At 40.3% G+C, this 17,865-nt stretch carries 15 protein-coding genes; 9 read left to right on the top strand and 6 right to left on the bottom strand.

Annotated elements, in window-relative coordinates; translation table 11 throughout:
* The first annotated feature begins 31 nt into the window (after nucleotides 1-31).
* The 4 genes from bamA (at nucleotide 32) to murI (ending at nucleotide 4,857) form a co-directional block, all read left to right on the top strand.
* The gene (bamA, locus tag OCV82_RS07330) at nucleotides 32-2,647 is read left to right on the top strand and encodes an outer membrane protein assembly factor BamA (RefSeq protein WP_394802653.1); all 2,616 of its coding nucleotides are present in this window, start codon (nucleotides 32-34) and stop codon (nucleotides 2,645-2,647) included.
* 115 nt (nucleotides 2,648-2,762) lie between these two features.
* On the top strand, nucleotides 2,763-3,278 hold the full coding sequence (locus tag OCV82_RS07325) for an OmpH family outer membrane protein (protein ID WP_154043798.1): 516 nt from the start codon (nucleotides 2,763-2,765) through the stop codon (nucleotides 3,276-3,278).
* 76 nt (nucleotides 3,279-3,354) lie between these two features.
* Complete coding sequence (locus OCV82_RS07320; RefSeq protein WP_154043797.1) at nucleotides 3,355-3,924, top strand: OmpH family outer membrane protein; 570 nt, start codon at nucleotides 3,355-3,357, stop codon at nucleotides 3,922-3,924.
* Between the two features lie 90 nt (nucleotides 3,925-4,014).
* On the top strand, nucleotides 4,015-4,857 hold the full coding sequence (gene murI / locus OCV82_RS07315) for a glutamate racemase (protein WP_154043796.1): 843 nt from the start codon (nucleotides 4,015-4,017) through the stop codon (nucleotides 4,855-4,857).
* Nucleotides 4,858-4,868: 11 nt separating this feature from the next.
* On the opposite strand, the gene OCV82_RS07310 is transcribed toward murI, so the two are convergent.
* The 5 genes from OCV82_RS07310 to aroQ are packed head-to-tail and all read right to left on the bottom strand — an operon-like array spanning nucleotide 4,869 to nucleotide 9,035.
* The gene (locus OCV82_RS07310) at nucleotides 4,869-6,092 is read right to left on the bottom strand and encodes an FtsX-like permease family protein (RefSeq protein ID WP_154043795.1); all 1,224 of its coding nucleotides are present in this window, start codon (nucleotides 6,090-6,092) and stop codon (nucleotides 4,869-4,871) included.
* 37 nt (nucleotides 6,093-6,129) lie between these two features.
* Complete coding sequence (gene rbfA / locus OCV82_RS07305; RefSeq protein ID WP_154043794.1) at nucleotides 6,130-6,462, bottom strand: 30S ribosome-binding factor RbfA; 333 nt, start codon at nucleotides 6,460-6,462, stop codon at nucleotides 6,130-6,132.
* A gap of 10 nt (nucleotides 6,463-6,472) precedes the next feature.
* On the bottom strand, nucleotides 6,473-7,114 hold the full coding sequence (locus tag OCV82_RS07300) for an O-methyltransferase (protein ID WP_154043793.1): 642 nt from the start codon (nucleotides 7,112-7,114) through the stop codon (nucleotides 6,473-6,475).
* Between the two features lie 8 nt (nucleotides 7,115-7,122).
* Nucleotides 7,123-8,583, bottom strand: coding sequence for a pyruvate kinase (gene pyk, locus OCV82_RS07295; protein WP_154043792.1), 1,461 nt, complete (start codon nucleotides 8,581-8,583; stop codon nucleotides 7,123-7,125).
* A 29-nt stretch (nucleotides 8,584-8,612) separates the two neighbouring features.
* Nucleotides 8,613-9,035, bottom strand: coding sequence for a type II 3-dehydroquinate dehydratase (gene aroQ, locus OCV82_RS07290; RefSeq protein ID WP_154043791.1), 423 nt, complete (start codon nucleotides 9,033-9,035; stop codon nucleotides 8,613-8,615).
* A gap of 63 nt (nucleotides 9,036-9,098) precedes the next feature.
* Between aroQ and xerD the strand changes: the two genes are divergently transcribed.
* The 4 genes from xerD (at nucleotide 9,099) to OCV82_RS07270 (ending at nucleotide 14,535) form a co-directional block, all read left to right on the top strand.
* Nucleotides 9,099-10,016 (top strand): site-specific tyrosine recombinase XerD, encoded by a 918-nt coding sequence (gene xerD / locus OCV82_RS07285; RefSeq protein WP_154043790.1) that lies wholly within the window; start codon nucleotides 9,099-9,101, stop codon nucleotides 10,014-10,016.
* 160 nt (nucleotides 10,017-10,176) lie between these two features.
* A complete protein-coding gene (locus OCV82_RS07280) occupies nucleotides 10,177-11,850 on the top strand; it encodes a tetratricopeptide repeat protein (protein WP_154043789.1) in 1,674 nt (557 codons plus the stop codon).
* 132 nt (nucleotides 11,851-11,982) lie between these two features.
* Complete coding sequence (locus OCV82_RS07275; RefSeq protein ID WP_154043788.1) at nucleotides 11,983-12,990, top strand: thioredoxin-like domain-containing protein; 1,008 nt, start codon at nucleotides 11,983-11,985, stop codon at nucleotides 12,988-12,990.
* A gap of 6 nt (nucleotides 12,991-12,996) precedes the next feature.
* Complete coding sequence (locus OCV82_RS07270) at nucleotides 12,997-14,535, top strand: YifB family Mg chelatase-like AAA ATPase (protein WP_154043787.1); 1,539 nt, start codon at nucleotides 12,997-12,999, stop codon at nucleotides 14,533-14,535.
* A gap of 19 nt (nucleotides 14,536-14,554) precedes the next feature.
* Here OCV82_RS07270 and OCV82_RS07265 read toward each other — a convergent pair whose 3' ends face one another.
* Complete coding sequence (locus OCV82_RS07265; RefSeq protein ID WP_154043786.1) at nucleotides 14,555-15,553, bottom strand: cation diffusion facilitator family transporter; 999 nt, start codon at nucleotides 15,551-15,553, stop codon at nucleotides 14,555-14,557.
* A 212-nt stretch (nucleotides 15,554-15,765) separates the two neighbouring features.
* On the opposite strand from OCV82_RS07265, the gene metG reads away from it, so the two are divergent.
* Nucleotides 15,766-17,808 carry a methionine--tRNA ligase gene (gene metG, locus OCV82_RS07260; RefSeq protein WP_154043785.1) on the top strand — a complete coding sequence of 681 codons (2,043 nt, stop codon included), beginning with the start codon at nucleotides 15,766-15,768 and terminating at the stop codon, nucleotides 17,806-17,808.
* Nucleotides 17,809-17,865: the final 57 nt, after the last annotated feature.

The raw sequence follows: 17,865 nt of genomic DNA, 5'->3' as shown, positions 1-17,865 counted from the left end.
ATACCGTCTTTTACTCATATCTATGATGACCATGGGCTTGTCTTTCGTATATGACAAAGGATATGCCCAGGATAATACTACCGAAAACGATAAACCTGTAATACTCTACAATGGTTCGCCTAAGAAATACGAGATAGCGGATATTAAGGTTACAGGCGTGAAAAACTATGAAGATTATGTGCTTGTAGGAATTTCAGGTCTTGCTGTGGGACAGACCATAACTGTGCCGGGCGACGACATCACCGGAGCGGTAAAGAAGTACTGGAGGCACGGATTGTTTTCGGACGTAAAAATCTCGGCTGACAAGATTGAAGACAACAAAATATATCTGCATATCGAGCTTAAACAACGCCCGCGTATAACTGACATCCGTTTCTATGGGGTAAAGAAGAGCGAGCGTGAAGATTTGCAGGCAAAACTTGGATTGGTAAAAGGTAGTCAGATTACACCGAACCTGATAGACCGCGCAAAAATCCTGATCAAGAAGCACTTCGACGAGAAAGGTTTCAAAAATGCTGAGGTAAACATCGTAGAAAGAGAAGACACAGCCAATGTAGAACAGGTATATGTAGATGTGAACATTGACAAGAAGGAAAAAATCAAAGTTCACCAGATTACAATAGACGGTAACACTGTCCTGACAGACAAGAAGCTTAAAAGGGTAATGAAGAAGACAAACGAAAAAGGTAAACTAGTAAACCTTTTCCGTACAAAGAAATTCATCGAAAGCAACTTCGAGGCTGACAAGCAGCTCATCATAGACAAGTATAACGAACTCGGTTACCGTGATGCCCTTATCGAAATGGACAGCGTAAGCCAATATGACGACAAAACTGTAAACATCTACATGAAGATATACGAAGGTGATAAATATTACCTGAGAGACATTACATGGGTGGGTAATACAGTTTATCCTTCGGATTTGTTGAGCGAACAGCTTAGAATGAAGAAAGGTGACGTATATAACCAGAAACTGCTTAACGAACGTATCAGTGGAGACGAAGACGCCATCGGTAACAATTACTATAACAGAGGATATGTATTCTATAACCTTGATCCAGTGGAAGTAAACATAGACGGTGACTCTATCGACCTGGAAATGCGTATCACCGAAGGTCCGCAGGCTACTATCAGCCACGTACGCATAAACGGTAACGACCGTCTGTATGAGAACATTGTCCGTCGTGAGTTGAGAACCCGTCCGGGTGACCTTTTCAGTAAAGAAGCTCTGGAACGTTCATATCGTGAAATCGCGCAGATGGGACACTTCAACCCTGAAAACATCCAGCCTGACGTACAGCCTAATCCACAGGACGGTACGGTTGACATCAACTGGGGTCTGGAATCAAAGGCCAACGACCAGGTGGAATTCTCTGCAGGTTGGGGACAGACAGGTGTTATCGGTAAACTGAGTTTGAAGTTCACAAACTTCTCGTTTGCCAACCTGTTCAGAAAGAATGACAACTACCGCGGTATTCTTCCTCAGGGAGACGGCCAGACACTTACCATCAGCGGTCAGACAAACGGTAGATACTATCAGTCGTACAGCGTTTCATTCTTCGACCCATGGTTCGGAGGAAAACGTCCGACATCGTTCTCTGTATCGGCATTCTATTCCGTACAGACAGACGTGAGCAGCAACTACTACAACTCGGCATATATGAACAACTACTATAACATGCTTTACGGTTACGGTAGCTATTACAACAACTATTATGGCAACTACTATAATAACTACGAGTCTTATTATGACCCTGACAAGTCAATAAAGATGTTCGGTGCTTCAATCGGTTGGGGTAAGCGTCTGAGATGGCCTGACGACTATTTCACAATCTCGGCAGAACTGTCTTACCAGAGATTCATGTTGAAAGACTGGAGCTACCTTTACATCAAGCTGAACAACGGACAGTATATGAACACAGGTAACTGTAACAACATCAACCTGAACCTGACACTTGCCAGAAACTCTACAGACAACCCTATCTTCCCAAGATACGGTTCTGAATTCTCGGCATCGGTATCGTTCACTCCGCCATACTCACTGTTCAGTAAAAAGGATTATTCTACTTACGGAAAAGATAACTACGAAGAAGCTGCAAGCATGTACAAGTGGATTGAATACCACAAATGGAAATTCAAAGCAAAAACTTATACAGCATTGCTGCCTATACAGAAATGTCCTGTATTGATGACACGTACTGAGTTCGGTATCTTAGGTCATTACAACAAATACAAACGTTCTCCGTTCGAAACATTCTATGTGGGTGGTGACGGTATGACAGGATATAGCTACAACTACGCATCTGAAACTATCGCACTCCGTGGTTATGAAAACGGTTCATTAACTCCATACGGTAGCGAAGGTTATGCATACATCAGACTTGGTGCTGAGTTGAGATACCCGCTTATGCTTGAAAATTCAACAAGTATCTATGCTTTGGGATTTGTGGAAGCAGGTAACGCCTGGACAGATGTGGCTGACTTCAACCCATTCCAGTTGAAACGTTCAGCCGGTGTCGGTGTTCGTATCTTCCTTCCAATGATCGGTATGATGGGTATTGACTGGGCATATGGTTTCGACAAGATAAACGGCTCAATGCAGTATAGCGGCAGCCAGTTCCATTTTATAATCGGACAGGAGTTCTAATATTAAGAGAACAAGGTCTCAGTTACAAGTTGATAGAAAGGTTCTCCATCCGGATGGCAACCTTGTCAACTTGTCAACTAACTTAAGAACTAACAAACTCAAAAACTCAAATATTATGAAGAAATTGTTTCTATCACTGCTGATAATTATGTCAGGCATAGTAGCAGCACATGCACAGAAATTTGCACTCATAGACATGGAATTCATTCTGAAGCAAATCCCTTCATACGAACAGGCCAACAAGCAAATGGAAACCCTGTCAAAACAATGGCAAGCAGAAGTTGAAGCCAAGTCAAAAGAAGCAAAAGCACTGTACGAAGCATATCAGAAATCAGCATCAGGCTTAAGCACTGAACAAAGGACAGCCAAAGAAGAGGAAATAATTGCCAAGGAAAAGGAAGCTGCTGAATTGAGACAGACATACTTCGGTCCTCAAGGCGAAGCAATGAAGAAAAGACAGGAGCTAATTTCTCCAATACAGGATGCAATCTACAATGCTGTAAAAGAAATAGCTACACAGAAAGGATATGATGCTGTAATCGACAGAGCTTCGGCACAAAGTATGATTTTTGCATCTCCGCACATTGATATTAGTAATGAAGTTCTTTTGAAATTAGGATATTCAAAATAATTTTATACATTTGCAACCGAAAGAAAAACACACGTAATAAACTAAGAATATAACAATAAAATAGAAAACAAAGATTATGTTGAAAAAATTAGCATTATTGCTTATGCTCGTTGCACCAATGAGCATATTTGCACAGAAGTTCGGATACTTCAAATCAGAATCAATTATCTTGGTAATGCCTGAATACGCAAAAGCTCAGACTGATATCCAGGCCTTGCAGAAACAATACGAAGATGAAATCAAACGTGCTTCTGACGAGTTCAACAAGAAATTCGCAGAATTCCAGCAGGAACAGAAGAACCTTCCTCAGAACATCCTTGAACGCCGCCAGAAAGAGCTTCAGGAACTTTCTGAAAAAGGAATGCAGTTCCAGCAGGATGCTCAGCAGCAGCTGCAGAAAGCTTACGCTGACATGATGAACCCTATCTACGAAAAGATGGAAAAAGCTGTTCAGGCTGTAGGTAAGGCAGGTGGTTATGTATTCGTATTCGACTTGAACCGTACAGATATTCCTTATGTTGACGAAACTCAGGCTAAGGATATCACAAACGATATCAAGACTAACCTTGGAATCAGCTTGACTGCTACTCCATACGTGCCACAGGCTCCTGCTACACTTCCAGCAGCTCCCAATACTAACAAATAATTAAAGAATTTATAAATTAAACATACCGGTGAGGAACCTGTTCACACAAATGCCGTGTTTACAGGTTCTTCACCTTTTAATTTTATTTGCATGCCATATTTAATTAATCAGATAAAAGGACCTATAGGAGTTTTTGACTCCGGATACGGCGGACTAACCATACTGAAAGAAATAAGAAAGCTGTTGCCCAAATATGACTTTATGTACTTGGGTGACAATGCACGCACTCCTTATGGAACACGTTCATTCGAAGTCGTGTATGAGTTTACTCTACAAGCTGTCATAAGACTTTTTGAACTAGGGTGTCCGTTAGTTATTCTGGCATGTAACACAGCATCAGCAAAAGCTCTTAGAAGCATACAGCAAAACGACCTACCTTATCTTGATAATTCCAGAAGAGTGCTTGGAGTAATAAGGCCTACAGCCGAAAGTATCGGTGAAGCAACCGTAAGCAGACATGTAGGTATATTGGCTACATCAGGGACAATAAAATCTGAATCTTATCCGATGGAAATAAAGAAACTGTATCCGGATATAAAGGTTACGGGTGTAGCATGCCCTATGTGGGTACCACTGGTAGAGAACAACGAATTCGACTCGGATGGAGCTGACTTTTTCGTAAAGAAGTACATAAACGAACTTTTGGAAAAAGACAATCAAATAGATACAATAGTACTGGGATGTACCCACTATCCGTTGCTTATAGACAAAATAAGGGAATTTACTCCTGACGGAATAAGAATAATTACTCAAGGAGAATACGTGGCAGACAGTTTAAAAGACTACCTGAAAAGACATAAGGAAATAAACTCCAGATGCACAAAAGGAGGAGACTGTCAGTTTCTCACTACAGAATCTGTAGAGAAATTCAAAGAATCAGCATCAATCTTCCTACATGAGGATGTTTCAGTGAGGAGTATTACACTGGGGTAAACAGATTGGTTTTACAGTAACCTCTTGCTAAGATATCTTACCGGATACCACACTGAGATAAAGCCAATCACAAGTACCGTAATAAATATAAGTACTACATCCCAAGCATGAACACTTACAGGATAAGAATCGACAACAAAACTGCCGGAATTTCCCAATGATATTATTCCATACTCCTGCTGCACAAGACAGAGAATCAATCCCAAGATTACTCCTGCAACAGCACCAATAAATGATATCATCCTTCCTTCAAATAGAAATATCCTTACTATCTGATTGTCGGAAGCTCCAAGGTTTCTGAGTGTCTGAACATCGTTTTTCTTGTCAATTATAAGCATGGACAATGAACCTATAACATTGAAACATGCTATCATGAGTATAAAGGTCAGGAATATATACGAAATAAGCTTTTCTATCTCCATTATTCTGAATGTATCAGCCTGCTGCTCGTATCTGTCCTGCACATAGAAGTCTTCACCCAGAATTCTTTTTATCTTTGAGATTACATCCTTCTCGTTAGCTGTTGGATGAAGACGTAAGTTGACAGCCGAAACCTCTTTATCATACTGAAACAAATTGCGTGCAAAGTCAATTGATGTCAGAATATATGAGCCATCATATTTCTCCTGATTTACAGTAAAAGTCAGTCCTGAAGAGAAAAGGTCATCACTCACAAAACTGCTCATTGGATTAGCCATGTTTATTTTTGCTCCACGCTTTGGAGCATAAACTTCAAGAGGATCAAGGAAACGGATACCAGTACCTAATGTGGAAAGCAACTGCAAGCCAGGAATAGCATAATCCGCAACTTCGTCGTGAAGAATAAGTTCGCCACGACCAAACAATATACTGTCTATTGGAGTAAGCTTATCAAAGTTGTCCTCTACTCCTTTTATAACTGCCATTACCTGTCTCCCTTTATATTGCACCATTGCATTATCTTCAACAGACTCTGAATAGACGGCTACCTCAGGCATATTTTTAATCTGCGACAGAACAGGCATACTACCGTCAAACACTTTTCCTTTGACTGAAGTTATCTTCACCTGAGGATCAAACGCAGTGAAGAATGTTGCCACCATATCCTGGAAGCCATTAAAAACAGAAAGTGTGCAGACCATTGCTAATGTAGCCAAAGCAACTCCGCACACAGAAATACCTGAAATTACATTTATTGCATTATGCGATTTCTTCGAAAACAAATACCTTTTCGCGATGTAAAAAGGGAAATTCACGGCAATTAAATTTTATCAGTAATACGACAAGCCTCTATTATTTAAGAAGCTGATCTATCTTTTCAGCATAATCCAAAGAATCGTCGATAAAGAACTTCAGCTCCGGAATTATACGCAGCTGATGACGCACGCGTCCTCCGAGTTCAAATCGTATTGCTTTGGCATTTGCATTAATATTCTTTACTATCTCTTCTGCCCTTTCCGACGGGAAAATACTTAGATAAGCACGAGCATAGCTCATATCTGGACTGATTCTCACTACGCTGACAGATACCAATACGCCAGGCATTGATTTTGTCTGTGCCAAAAATATTTCGCTCAATTCTTTCTGAATCAGTCTGGCAATTTTATTTTGTCTGGTTGTTTCCATAAAATTATTTCTATTTTTTTCTTATTATTGTAAGACCGTCACGCATTGGCAATATCACCTTTTCCACCCTGTCGTCTGCCGCAACCAAGTCATTAAATTTCTTTATTCCTATAGTCTGCAAATCTGTGTGATGCGGATTTTCCTCAAGAACATGACCATCCCATAAAGTATTATCTGCCAGAATATACCCACCACTTCGAAGCTGTTTCAATATCATTTCGTAGTATTCCACATAGAAACGTTTGTTGCCATCCATAAATGCCAGATCGAATGTTATATCCAGTGTAGGTACTATCTGCATTGCATCACCTATGTAGAACTTTATCTTGTCGGAATATGGCGAATTTTCCAACCATGGACGTGTAAAGTCCTCTTGTTCATCATTAATCTCGAAAGTGTGAAGCATAGCTCCATCCTCTAGTCCTTCAGCCAGACAAAGGGCGGAATATCCACTGTATGTTCCTATCTCAAGAACCTGTCTTGGGCGAATCATTTGGACAAACATCTTCAACATTCTACCCTGAAGATGCCCTGAAGCCATACGGGGACGCAGTAGTTTTACATGCGTCGCCCGATATAATGCTTTCAGATAATCTCCTTCTTCATCAATATGCTGAAGTATATAATCGTCCAGAGCGTCCGTTTCTTTCATTATATTGATTATAAATAACGGTTCTTGTTAGGAAGAACATAATCTTCTGCATGTTCAAGAACATCGTTCACCTGATTGATTTCAAGGAATGAAGTCTTTGTACCTGCCTTACCACTACTCAAATATGCCACCATATCATTGCCGGACAATACTCCATCGTTTATCAGCTTACGAAGAGCAGTAAAATAATATTCCTGTCCGTTTGCCTTCTCTGGCATATAGATAGCTTCTACACCATACGAGAGAGCAAGATGACGCATTGTCTTTTCCTTATAACAGATAGCCAATACAGGATGCTTTCCACGATATGCAGCAAGGCTGCGAGCTGTCAAACCGCTGAAACTATCTGTAATGATAGCGTGTATAGGCATTAGGTTAGTAGCACGTACTGCCGATTTTGCAAGGAATCCTGTTACATCTGCATTTTCAGGAGTAAGACGAATCTGAATATCGTTTTCTTCCATTTTATCCTTTTCTGCCTGAGCAGCAATCTTAGCCATAGTCTTAACTGCTTCAACAGGATACTTACCATATGCAGTTTCACCACTTAACATCAAAGCATCTGTACGATAATAAATGGCATTTGCAATATCGGTAACTTCAGCACGTGTAGGACGTGGATTATTAATCATAGTGTGAAGCATCTGAGTTGCAACGATTACCGGTTTACGTGCAAGAATACACTTCTTGATCAACTGACGCTGAATACCAGGAATGCGTTCCTGTGCCACTTCAATACCAAGGTCACCACGGGCAACCATCACACCGTCTGCTACTTCAAGGATTTCATCAATATTGTCAACACCTTCCTGATTTTCGATTTTTGCAATAATCTTTATATCACTGTTGTGAGCATCAAGAATTTCACGAATATCAAGTACATCCTGACGATTACGTACAAATGAATGTGCAATAAAGTCAATATCTTTTTCTATAGCATAAAGAATATTGTTACGGTCTTTTTCAGTCAATGAAGGAAGGTTGATACGTACACCCGGAACGTTCACACTCTTACGGCTTCCCAATGTAGCATCGTTCTGAACTTCACAGAACAGGGTAGTTTCATTCTTATCGACAACTGTCAATGCCAAATCACCATCATCAATAAGAACAGAAGCGCCCACTGACAAATCGTGAACAAAATTCTTATATGTAACAGAAATACATTCTCTTGTAGTTTCCTGATCCGGATTTCCTACAATCTGTACTTTATCACCTATTTTAAAATCGATAGGACCTTCTGCGCTTGCAGTTGTACGCACTTCAGGACCTTTTGTATCCATCAGAATAGCTATACGGTTAGAAACTTGGCGCACATTGGATATCAATTTTTCGAAACCTTCACGGCTGGCATGCGCTGTGTTCATACGAACAACATTCATACCCGCATTAAAAAGATCTCTGATAAAATCCACTTCACAGCGCAAATCTGAAATGGAAGCAACGATTTTTGTTTGTTTAAGCATCATAATAAAAAAACTATTATACCTGTTTTACATTATTTCGAATTTAAAAAAGCTTCGACAGCCAACCTGTATGAGTCAAGCCCGAAACCACATATTACTCCACGGCAAGCACATGATATCATAGACTTATGTCTGAATTCTTCCCTGGTATGGACATTGGAAATATGTACCTCAATGGCAGGAGTAGTGACAGCCCGCAAAGCATCCTGAAGCGCTATTGATGTGTGCGTATAAGCTCCGGCATTCAAGATTATGCCATCATAAGAAAATCCCACTTCATGGATTTTATTGATCATTTCACCTTCCACATTCGATTGGAAATAGTCAAATTCTACATTCGGATACAGCTGAGACAGTTTCTTATAGTACTCTTCAAAAGAAACAGCCCCATAAATGGAAGGCTCACGTTTTCCCAATAAATTTATATTCGGGCCATTGATAATTTGTATTCGCATCGTTTATTTGATATAAACTTTTTGTACCTTTGTAATAATATGGTGCAAAGATAATAAAAAAGAATGAATAAACAGGAAGTTAACGGACAAATTATAATAAAGTATAGACAATATCTAAGACTGGAAAAGTCACTGTCAGACAATACGGTCATGGCCTACACCAACGACCTGGACAAACTTTTACATTATCTTGAAGAAGAAAAAATAAACATCCTTGACGTTTCTCTTGAAGACCTCGAACACTTCAGCGCCGGTCTGAGAGACATAGGCATCAGCCCGCGTTCACAAGCAAGAATTCTGTCAGGTATTCGTACATTCTTTCATTTTCTACTGATTGAAGACTATATCCGTCAAGATCCGTCGGAGCTGCTAGAATCACCGCAAATCGGAAAACATCTGCCCGACATTCTGAGTGTAGAAGAAATCGACAACCTTATAAGCGCCATCGACAGAAGTACAAGAGAAGGCCAGAGGAACTGTGCAATACTTGAAACACTGTACAGTTGCGGACTTCGTGTTTCAGAATTATGCAACCTGAAGATTTCCGATTTGTATCTTAACGACGGATTTATAAGAGTAGAAGGAAAAGGAAGTAAGCAAAGACTTGTTCCAATATCCCCAAGAGCCATCGAAGAAATAAAGAATTATTTTATCACGAGAAACGAGGGACTGATAAAACCGGGATATGAGGATTTTTTGTTTATCAGCAAATTCGGCAAAAACATTTCAAGAATAATGGTGTTTCATATAATAAAAGAACTGGCTGATAAAATCGGATTAAAGAAAAGCATAAGTCCGCATACTTTCAGACATTCATTCGCCACACACCTGCTGGAAGGTGGGGCAAATTTAAGAGCTATTCAGAGTATGTTAGGACATGAAAGTATTGGCACAACCGAAATTTACACCCACATTGACAGACGAAAACTTAGGGATGAAATAATAAATCATCATCCCAGGAATAACAAAAAATTACTATAAACGGGGTAGAAACTATCATTTTTAAGCATTTTTCAGTCATGATAGAGTAAAAAAAAGGACAAATATGGACGACACTATATCTTTTTTCGTATCTTTGTGGCGACTGAACATATTAAAAAGACAAATTTATATAATTATACAAACCTAATTTTTAAAGATCATGATTAAGAAGTTGTATTTGCCTATCGTGGCATTATTAGTTCTTGCTTTCTCTTCATGTAGCAAGATGGGAGAATTGTCTTCTGACTACTTCACTACAAATCCTGAAGTTTTGGAAGCTGTTGGAGGTAAAGTTCCTGTAACTATCACAGGTAAGTTCCCTGAAAAGTATTTCAAGAAAAGTGCAACTGTTGAAGTTACTCCAGTTTTAAGATGGGAAGGTGGCGAGGCTAAAGGTCAGCCAGCTATGTTCCAGGGAGAAAAAGTACAAGGCAACAACCAGACTATCTCTTACAAAGCTGGTGGTACTTACACTATGAAAGCTTCTTTCGACTATGTTCCAGAAATGGCTAAATCTGAACTTTATCTTGATTTCAAGATAAAGAAAGGAAGCAAAGAATACACAATTCCTTCAGTTAAAATTGCTGATGGTGTAATAGCTACTTCAGAACTACCAACTGTAGCTTCTGCTAACGCTGCAAACTCTACAGATGCATTCCAGCGTATAATCAAAGAAGCTAAAGAAGCTCAGATTATGTTCTTGATCCAGCAGGCTAACCTTCGCTCTAGCGAATTGAAAGCAGAAGGTATTAAAGATTTCCACAAACAGGTTGCAATCGTCGCTGGCGACACTAAGAACTACAAACTTAACAATATCGAAATTTCTGCTTACGCTTCACCTGATGGTGGTGTTAAACTGAACACAGGATTGGCTGAAAAACGTCAGGACAACACTGAAAAATACATGAAACAGCAGTTGAAGAAAGGTAAGATTGAAACTACAGTTGATACTGAATACACAGCTCAGGACTGGGAAGGTTTCCAGGAATTGGTTTCTAAATCAGATATCCAAGACAAAGATCTTATCTTGCGTGTTCTTTCAATGTATCAGGATCCAGAACAGCGTGAAACTGAAATCAAGAACATTTCTTCAGTTTACAAGACATTGGCTGACGAAATCCTTCCTCAGTTGCGTCGTGCTCGCTTGACTGCTAACTATGATGTTATCGGACGTAGCGACGAAGAAATCAATGCTGCATTCGATTCAGATGCATCTGTATTGAGCGTAGAAGAACTTTTGTATGCTGCTACTTTGACTAACGACAACGCTCGCAAAGAAGCTATCTACAAGAAGACTATCGAATTGTATCCTAACGACTATCGTGCATACAACAACCTTGGTGAAATGGCATATGTATCTGACAAGGCTACTGCTGAAAAATACTTCAAACAGGCTGCTAGCAAAAACGCTAACGCTCCTGAAGTTAACACTAACCTCGGTTTGATCGAATTGTCTAAGGGTAATGTTGCTAACGCTGAAACTTATCTTGCTAAGGCTACAGGTGCCAACACAGCTAACGAAGCTCTTGGTAACTTGTATATCAAACAGGGTCAGTATGACAAGGCTGTAGCTGCATTCGGTGATACTAAAACTAACTCAGCTGCTTTGGCTCAGATCTTGGCTAAAGACTACAACAAAGCTAAGAATACTTTGACTGCAGTTAAGAACCCAGATGCTTACACTGACTATTTGATGGCTATCGTTGGTGCTAGAACTAACAATGCTGACTTGGTTAAGACTAGCATGGCTAAGGTTGCTCAGAAAGATCCTGCTCTTGCTGCTAAAGCTGCAAACGACCGCGAATTTGCTAAATATGCAAACGAAATCAAATAATTAGATAATTATAAAATCTACTATATTAAGGCTGGAACGAACTGTTCCAGCCTTTTTTTGCAAATTAAATACTGTATAATTCCGACTTTACATCATTTTTATGTATTTTCGCAGAAAACAAACTATAATTTTATGAAAATACTCTACAAAGCTATATTACTATACACTTCTATCGTATTAACATCATGCGGGGGTAGCGACATGTTTACATTAAATATTGAATTAAACAATAAAAAAGAAAAAAACATATATGCCATATACGATGATCCTATAGCTAAAATAGATACAATAAAATTAAAGGAAGGAAAATACGAATATACATTTTTGCCAGATACAATAACACTAATCAGGCTTGTAAACGACTCAGGACTGTCAGTGCCAGTTTTTGCAGATAAAAAATGGAAGGTAAACTTTAAAGGAAATTTTTCCAATCCACAAATCACAGGCAACGGTCCGAACAACGAACTTCAGAACTTCAGAAATCTCATCAGCAAAGATACGACTGACATAATATCCAAAGCTCAAGATTTCATCTTATCAAACAGGGAATCATATGCTTCGGCATATATATTCAATCAGTATTTCATACAAAATCCTAACCCTGACCTGCAGAAACTTGATGAAATTATATCTCAGATGGACGGACATATAAAAGACTGCAGAATAGTAGATATAATCCAAAAGACATTGTCCGAGAACAGGGATAAAAAATCAGAATACTTGAATTACTTTTCCTGCAAAGACAGGAGCGGCAAATATGTATCATGGAGCAGCAAAGAAGAACTTTACACACTGGTAAATATATGGGCTTCTTGGGACGAACAAAGCAAATCTATAAGAGATTCACTATACATAAAAATAAAATCACTGCCTAAAGAAGAATTCAGAGTATTGAATATATCAATCGACTTTGACAAATCAGAATGGGAAAAACATTGTAAGAAGGAAAACGAACAATGGATTGAAACATGCGACTTTGAAGGATGGCAAAATGTTATAGTGAAACAAATGAACATATCCAAACTGCCATACAATATACTGGTTACAAAGAACAGAAAGATCATCACGTCATGCATATATGGTGATGAACTTGTTCAAAAAGTTAAGGATCTGATACAGGAAAACAAGAAAAAGAAATAATCAATTATGCTTGTAAAGCTATACGGAGCCGCAGTTCAAGGCATTGACGCAACTATAGTAACAATAGAAGTCAACAGTTCAAGGGGAATAAAATTCTTTCTTGTAGGACTTCCTGACTCTGCCGTAAAAGAGAGTCACGAAAGAATCATGTCGGCATTGAATGTAAACGGATATAAGATTCCCGGATGCCAGATAGTTGTCAACATGGCACCTGCAGACATCCGTAAAGAAGGTTCATCATACGATCTTCCATTAGCCATTGGAATAATGGCCGCAACCGGTATCGTATCATCTGAAAAGCTTGGACAGTATCTAATTATAGGAGAACTCAGTCTGGACGGAAGCCTTCAACCTATAAAAGGAGCCTTGCCTGTAGCTATAGCGGCAAGAGCCCAAGGATTCAAAGGCTTCATACTTCCAAAACAGAATGCACGCGAAGCCGCTGTAGTGAACAATCTGGATGTTTACGGCGTAGATAATATAAAGGAAGTAGTTGAGTTTTTCAATGGTACACGTGTTCTAGAACCGACTATAGTACATACCAGAGAAGAGTTTTATCAGAACCAGAAAGATTTTCCATTCGATTTTGCAGATGTCAAAGGACAGGAGAACGTAAAACGTGCCCTAGAAGTAGCAGCCGCCGGAGGACACAACATCATAATGATAGGTGCTCCCGGTAGCGGAAAGTCAATGATGGCAAAAAGGCTCCCAAGTATATTACCGCCACTAACTTTATCAGAAAGTCTTGAAACCACTAAAATACATTCCGTTGCAGGGAAATTAGGCAAAGACATATCACTGATTGCTACAAGACCTTTCAGAAGTCCACATCACACCATATCGCAGGTGGCAATGGTAGGTGGAGGCACTAACCCTCATCCGGGAGAAATAAGCCTTGCACATAACGGAGTTCTTTTTCTGGACGAACTGCCTGAATTCAACAGAAGCGTATTGGAAGTTCTAAGACAACCGTTGGAGGACAGACATATCACAATATCAAGGGCCAAATACGTGTTGGACTATCCTGCAAGTTTCATGCTAGTTGCCTCAATGAATCCATGCCCGTGCGGCTACTATAATCATCCTACACGCAACTGCGTGTGCTCGCCAGGACAGGTACAGAGATATCTGAACAAGATATCCGGCCCTCTTCTTGACAGGATAGACATACAGGTAGAAATAGTTCCCGTACCATTCGAAAAGATCTCCGAACGTGAAAAGGGTGAAAGCAGCGCCGCCATAAGAGAAAGAGTTATTAAGGCACGTAAAATCCAGGAAAAAAGATTTGAAAAAGAAAAAGGCATACACTGCAATGCACAGATGACCTCATCACTCCTGCACATACACGCACAACCTGACGTACAAGGTCTGAATCTGTTGAAAAATGCAATGACAAGATTGAATCTGTCAGCACGTGCCTACGACCGTATTCTCAAGGTATCAAGAACAATCGCAGACCTTGAAGGCAGTCCGAACATACTGTCATCGCATATAGCAGAAGCCATCAGCTACAGAAATCTGGATAGAGAAAACTGGGCTGGATGATATATCATGCCAGTATTTTTCACTCAGCCTTCATCTCGTCTTCATTGAGAATAAAACTAGACAATGTTATTTTCTCCGGTTTAACCATAGGAGCTTTTCTATGTTTGCATGATTCAAATATACATGTACTGCATTTAGGTCTCTCAAAAATATCGCACGGATCAAGATGTAATGTCAGCTGTACTTTCTCATTATATCTACTCGTCAGTACACTCTTGAGTTTTTCGCCTGCCTTATGTCCTTCAGATACTGTATAATACCATGGAACAGTAAGATCACAGTCTATGTATATACAGTTACCGGATTTTATAACCTTGGTATTATGTATATCCACCCACTCCGGCTGTCTGTTGTCATTCAGCAGTTCAGCCAACTCTTCCAGCAACTTGTCATCTGCCGTGTCAAGCAATCCGGCAATAGTATTTTTCAAGATAGATATACCGGTTATTATAATTATCGACCCGAATACAAGTGCCAATGCACTGTCTATCCAAGCCAGACCTGTAAAATACAACACCAGCAGTCCGGCAACCAGTCCGATAGTAGAATAAGTATCCGACTGCAAATGCTTTCCTCCAGCCACTAATGCCATAGAACCATACTTCTTGCCCGTCTTAATACTATAATATCCCATCAGATAGTTCAATGCGCCAGATACAGCAACTATCACTATACCGATGTCCAGTTTATCAACTTCTGCAGGGATCAGAAGCCTCTTTATAGCCTCGTATATAATCATGGCTCCAGCCACACTGATCAAGATTCCTTCTACCGATGCTGATATAAGCTCTATTTTTCCATGTCCGAAAGGATGTTCCTTATCGCCAGGCTTGGCTCCCCATCTGAGACAATACAGACTTATAAGTCCAGCCACGACATTTACTATACTCTCCATAGCGTCTGTCAGTACTCCCACAGAGTTAGTAACGAAATAAGCGATAAATTTACCTATAAGTATTAGTCCTGAAACAATAACTATACGTTTCTGGACCTTCAGTTTTATCTGTTCTTCATTCATAAGTCAATACATTAATCTTCGGCAAAGTTATAAATATTAGATTTAACAGGAATAATAATTTATATTAGCTTTTCCAAATGGTGTTTAAATGGTACATAAACAGTATTTAAAAGAACTGCATCTTTGAGCTATTCAAATTGCACAGCTGATAAATAATGTATATCTTTGCACTCATCTTAAACCAGTTACAACAAAATATAACTATATAGCAAATGGAAAAGAAATTCAAAAGAACAACCGTAACATCGGCACTTCCATACGCCAACGGTCCTGTACACATAGGACACCTGGCCGGAGTTTATGTTCCTGCCGATATTTACGTCCGCTATCTTCGCCTCAAGAAGGAAGATGTAATCTTCATCGGAGGATCAGACGAACATGGTGTGCCTATCACTATCCGCGCAAAGAAAGAAGGCGTTACTCCACAAGATGTAGTAGATCGTTATCATACACTTATACGCGACTCATTCAAGGAATTCGGTATTTCATTCGATGTTTACGGACGTACTTCATCAGAAATACATCATCAGACAGCTTCAGATTTCTTCCGCAAGCTTTACGATAAAGGCGAGTTCATAGAAAAGACTTCTGAACAGTACTACGACGAAGAGGCAAAGACATTCCTTGCCGACAGATATATCACCGGTGAATGTCCTCGCTGTCATGCAGAAGGTGCATACGGCGACCAGTGTGAGAAGTGTGGTAGTACACTCTCTCCTACTGAGCTTATCAATCCTAAGAGTGCCATCAGCGGTAGCCAGCCTGTAATGAAGGAAACAAAACACTGGTATCTGCCACTCGACAAACACGAAGGATGGTTGCGCAAATGGATTCTTGAAGACCATAAAGAATGGCGTCCTAACGTATATGGTCAGTGCAAGAGCTGGCTTGACATGGGACTTCAGCCACGCGCCGTAAGCCGTGACCTTGACTGGGGTATTCCTGTTCCTGTAGAAGGAGCAGAAGGAAAAGTGCTTTACGTATGGTTCGACGCTCCTATCGGATATATCTCAAACACTAAGGAACTGCTTCCTGATTCATGGGAAAAATGGTGGAAAGATCCGGAAACACGTCTTGTACACTTCATCGGTAAGGACAACATCGTGTTCCACTGTATCGTCTTCCCTGCCATGCTGAAAGCTGAAGGCAGCTATATCCTGCCGGACAATGTTCCTTCAAACGAGTTCCTGAACCTTGAAGGCGACAAGATTTCAACTTCACGCAACTGGGCTGTATGGTTGCACGAATACTTGAAAGACTTCCCTGGCAAGCAGGATGTTCTGCGTTATGTCCTCACAGCTAACGCTCCTGAGACTAAGGATAATGACTTCACTTGGAAAGATTTCCAGGCACGCAATAACAACGAACTTGTTGCCGTTTATGGTAACTTCGTAAACCGCGCACTCGTTCTTACAGGCAAATATTTCGACGGTAAAGTTCCTGCTGCAGGCGAACTGACAGACTACGACCGTGAAACTCTGAAAGAATTTGCGGACGTTAAGGCTGAAGTGGAAAAACTTCTTGACGTGTTCAAGTTCCGCGATGCACAGAAGGAAGCAATGAACCTTGCACGTATCGGTAATAAGTATCTTGCAGATACAGAACCTTGGAAACTTGCCAAGACAGATATGGACCGTGTGGCTACTATCCTGAACATAGCTCTTCAGCTTGTTGCCAACCTTGCAATAGCATTCGAACCGTTCCTGCCGTTCAGCTCAGCAAAATTGCGTACAATGCTTAACATGGATTCATTCGAATGGGATAATCTGGGACGTACAGACCTTCTTGCTACAGGTCACCAGCTTGGTAAAGCAGAACTTCTGTTCGAAAAGATTGAGGACAGCGCCATCGAAGCACAGGTACAGAAACTTCTGGACACAAAGAAAGCCAACGAAGCTGCAGCTTACAAGGCTACCCCTATCAAGCCTACAATAGCATTCGAAGATTTCGAAAAGCTTGATATCCGTGTGGGTACAGTTCTGGAATGCGAAGTAGTGCCTAAGATGAAGAAACTGCTGAAATTCAAGATTGCCGACGGACTTGAAAACCGTACTATCGTAAGCGGTATAGCACAGCACTACAAACCGGAAGATCTGGTAGGAAAACAGGTATTGTTCATAGCCAACCTTGCTCCACGTCAGTTCAAGAACGGTCTGGTGAGCGAAGGTATGATTCTGAGTGCAGAAAACTTCGACGGCTCTTTGGCTGTTACTTCACTGCTTAAAGAAGTAAAACCGGGAAGCCAAGTTTGCTAACAGATTAATCAACACAAATCAACAATAAAAGGGCGGGATATGGATGTCCCGCCTTTT

Source organism: Bacteroides cellulolyticus (assembly GCF_025567135.1).
Classification (GTDB): Bacteria; Bacteroidota; Bacteroidia; order Bacteroidales; family Bacteroidaceae; genus Phocaeicola; species Phocaeicola cellulolyticus.
This window is presented reverse-complemented; position numbering and strand designations above follow the sequence as displayed.

What these genes read in the sequence shown, in the direction of transcription:
- bamA (WP_394802653.1), top strand. Translation starts at nt 32, where the DNA reads ATGGGCTTGTCTTTCGTATATGACAAAGGATATGCCCAGGATAATACT.
- OCV82_RS07325 (WP_154043798.1), top strand. Translation starts at nt 2,763, where the DNA reads ATGAAGAAATTGTTTCTATCACTGCTGATAATTATGTCAGGCATAGTA.
- OCV82_RS07320 (WP_154043797.1), top strand. Translation starts at nt 3,355, where the DNA reads ATGTTGAAAAAATTAGCATTATTGCTTATGCTCGTTGCACCAATGAGC.
- murI (WP_154043796.1), top strand. Translation starts at nt 4,015, where the DNA reads ATGCCATATTTAATTAATCAGATAAAAGGACCTATAGGAGTTTTTGAC.
- rbfA (WP_154043794.1), bottom strand. Translation starts at nt 6,462, where the DNA reads ATGGAAACAACCAGACAAAATAAAATTGCCAGACTGATTCAGAAAGAA.
- OCV82_RS07300 (WP_154043793.1), bottom strand. Translation starts at nt 7,114, where the DNA reads ATGAAAGAAACGGACGCTCTGGACGATTATATACTTCAGCATATTGAT.
- pyk (WP_154043792.1), bottom strand. Translation starts at nt 8,583, where the DNA reads ATGATGCTTAAACAAACAAAAATCGTTGCTTCCATTTCAGATTTGCGC.
- aroQ (WP_154043791.1), bottom strand. Translation starts at nt 9,035, where the DNA reads ATGCGAATACAAATTATCAATGGCCCGAATATAAATTTATTGGGAAAA.
- xerD (WP_154043790.1), top strand. Translation starts at nt 9,099, where the DNA reads ATGAATAAACAGGAAGTTAACGGACAAATTATAATAAAGTATAGACAA.
- OCV82_RS07280 (WP_154043789.1), top strand. Translation starts at nt 10,177, where the DNA reads ATGATTAAGAAGTTGTATTTGCCTATCGTGGCATTATTAGTTCTTGCT.
- OCV82_RS07275 (WP_154043788.1), top strand. Translation starts at nt 11,983, where the DNA reads ATGAAAATACTCTACAAAGCTATATTACTATACACTTCTATCGTATTA.
- OCV82_RS07270 (WP_154043787.1), top strand. Translation starts at nt 12,997, where the DNA reads ATGCTTGTAAAGCTATACGGAGCCGCAGTTCAAGGCATTGACGCAACT.
- OCV82_RS07265 (WP_154043786.1), bottom strand. Translation starts at nt 15,553, where the DNA reads ATGAATGAAGAACAGATAAAACTGAAGGTCCAGAAACGTATAGTTATT.
- metG (WP_154043785.1), top strand. Translation starts at nt 15,766, where the DNA reads ATGGAAAAGAAATTCAAAAGAACAACCGTAACATCGGCACTTCCATAC.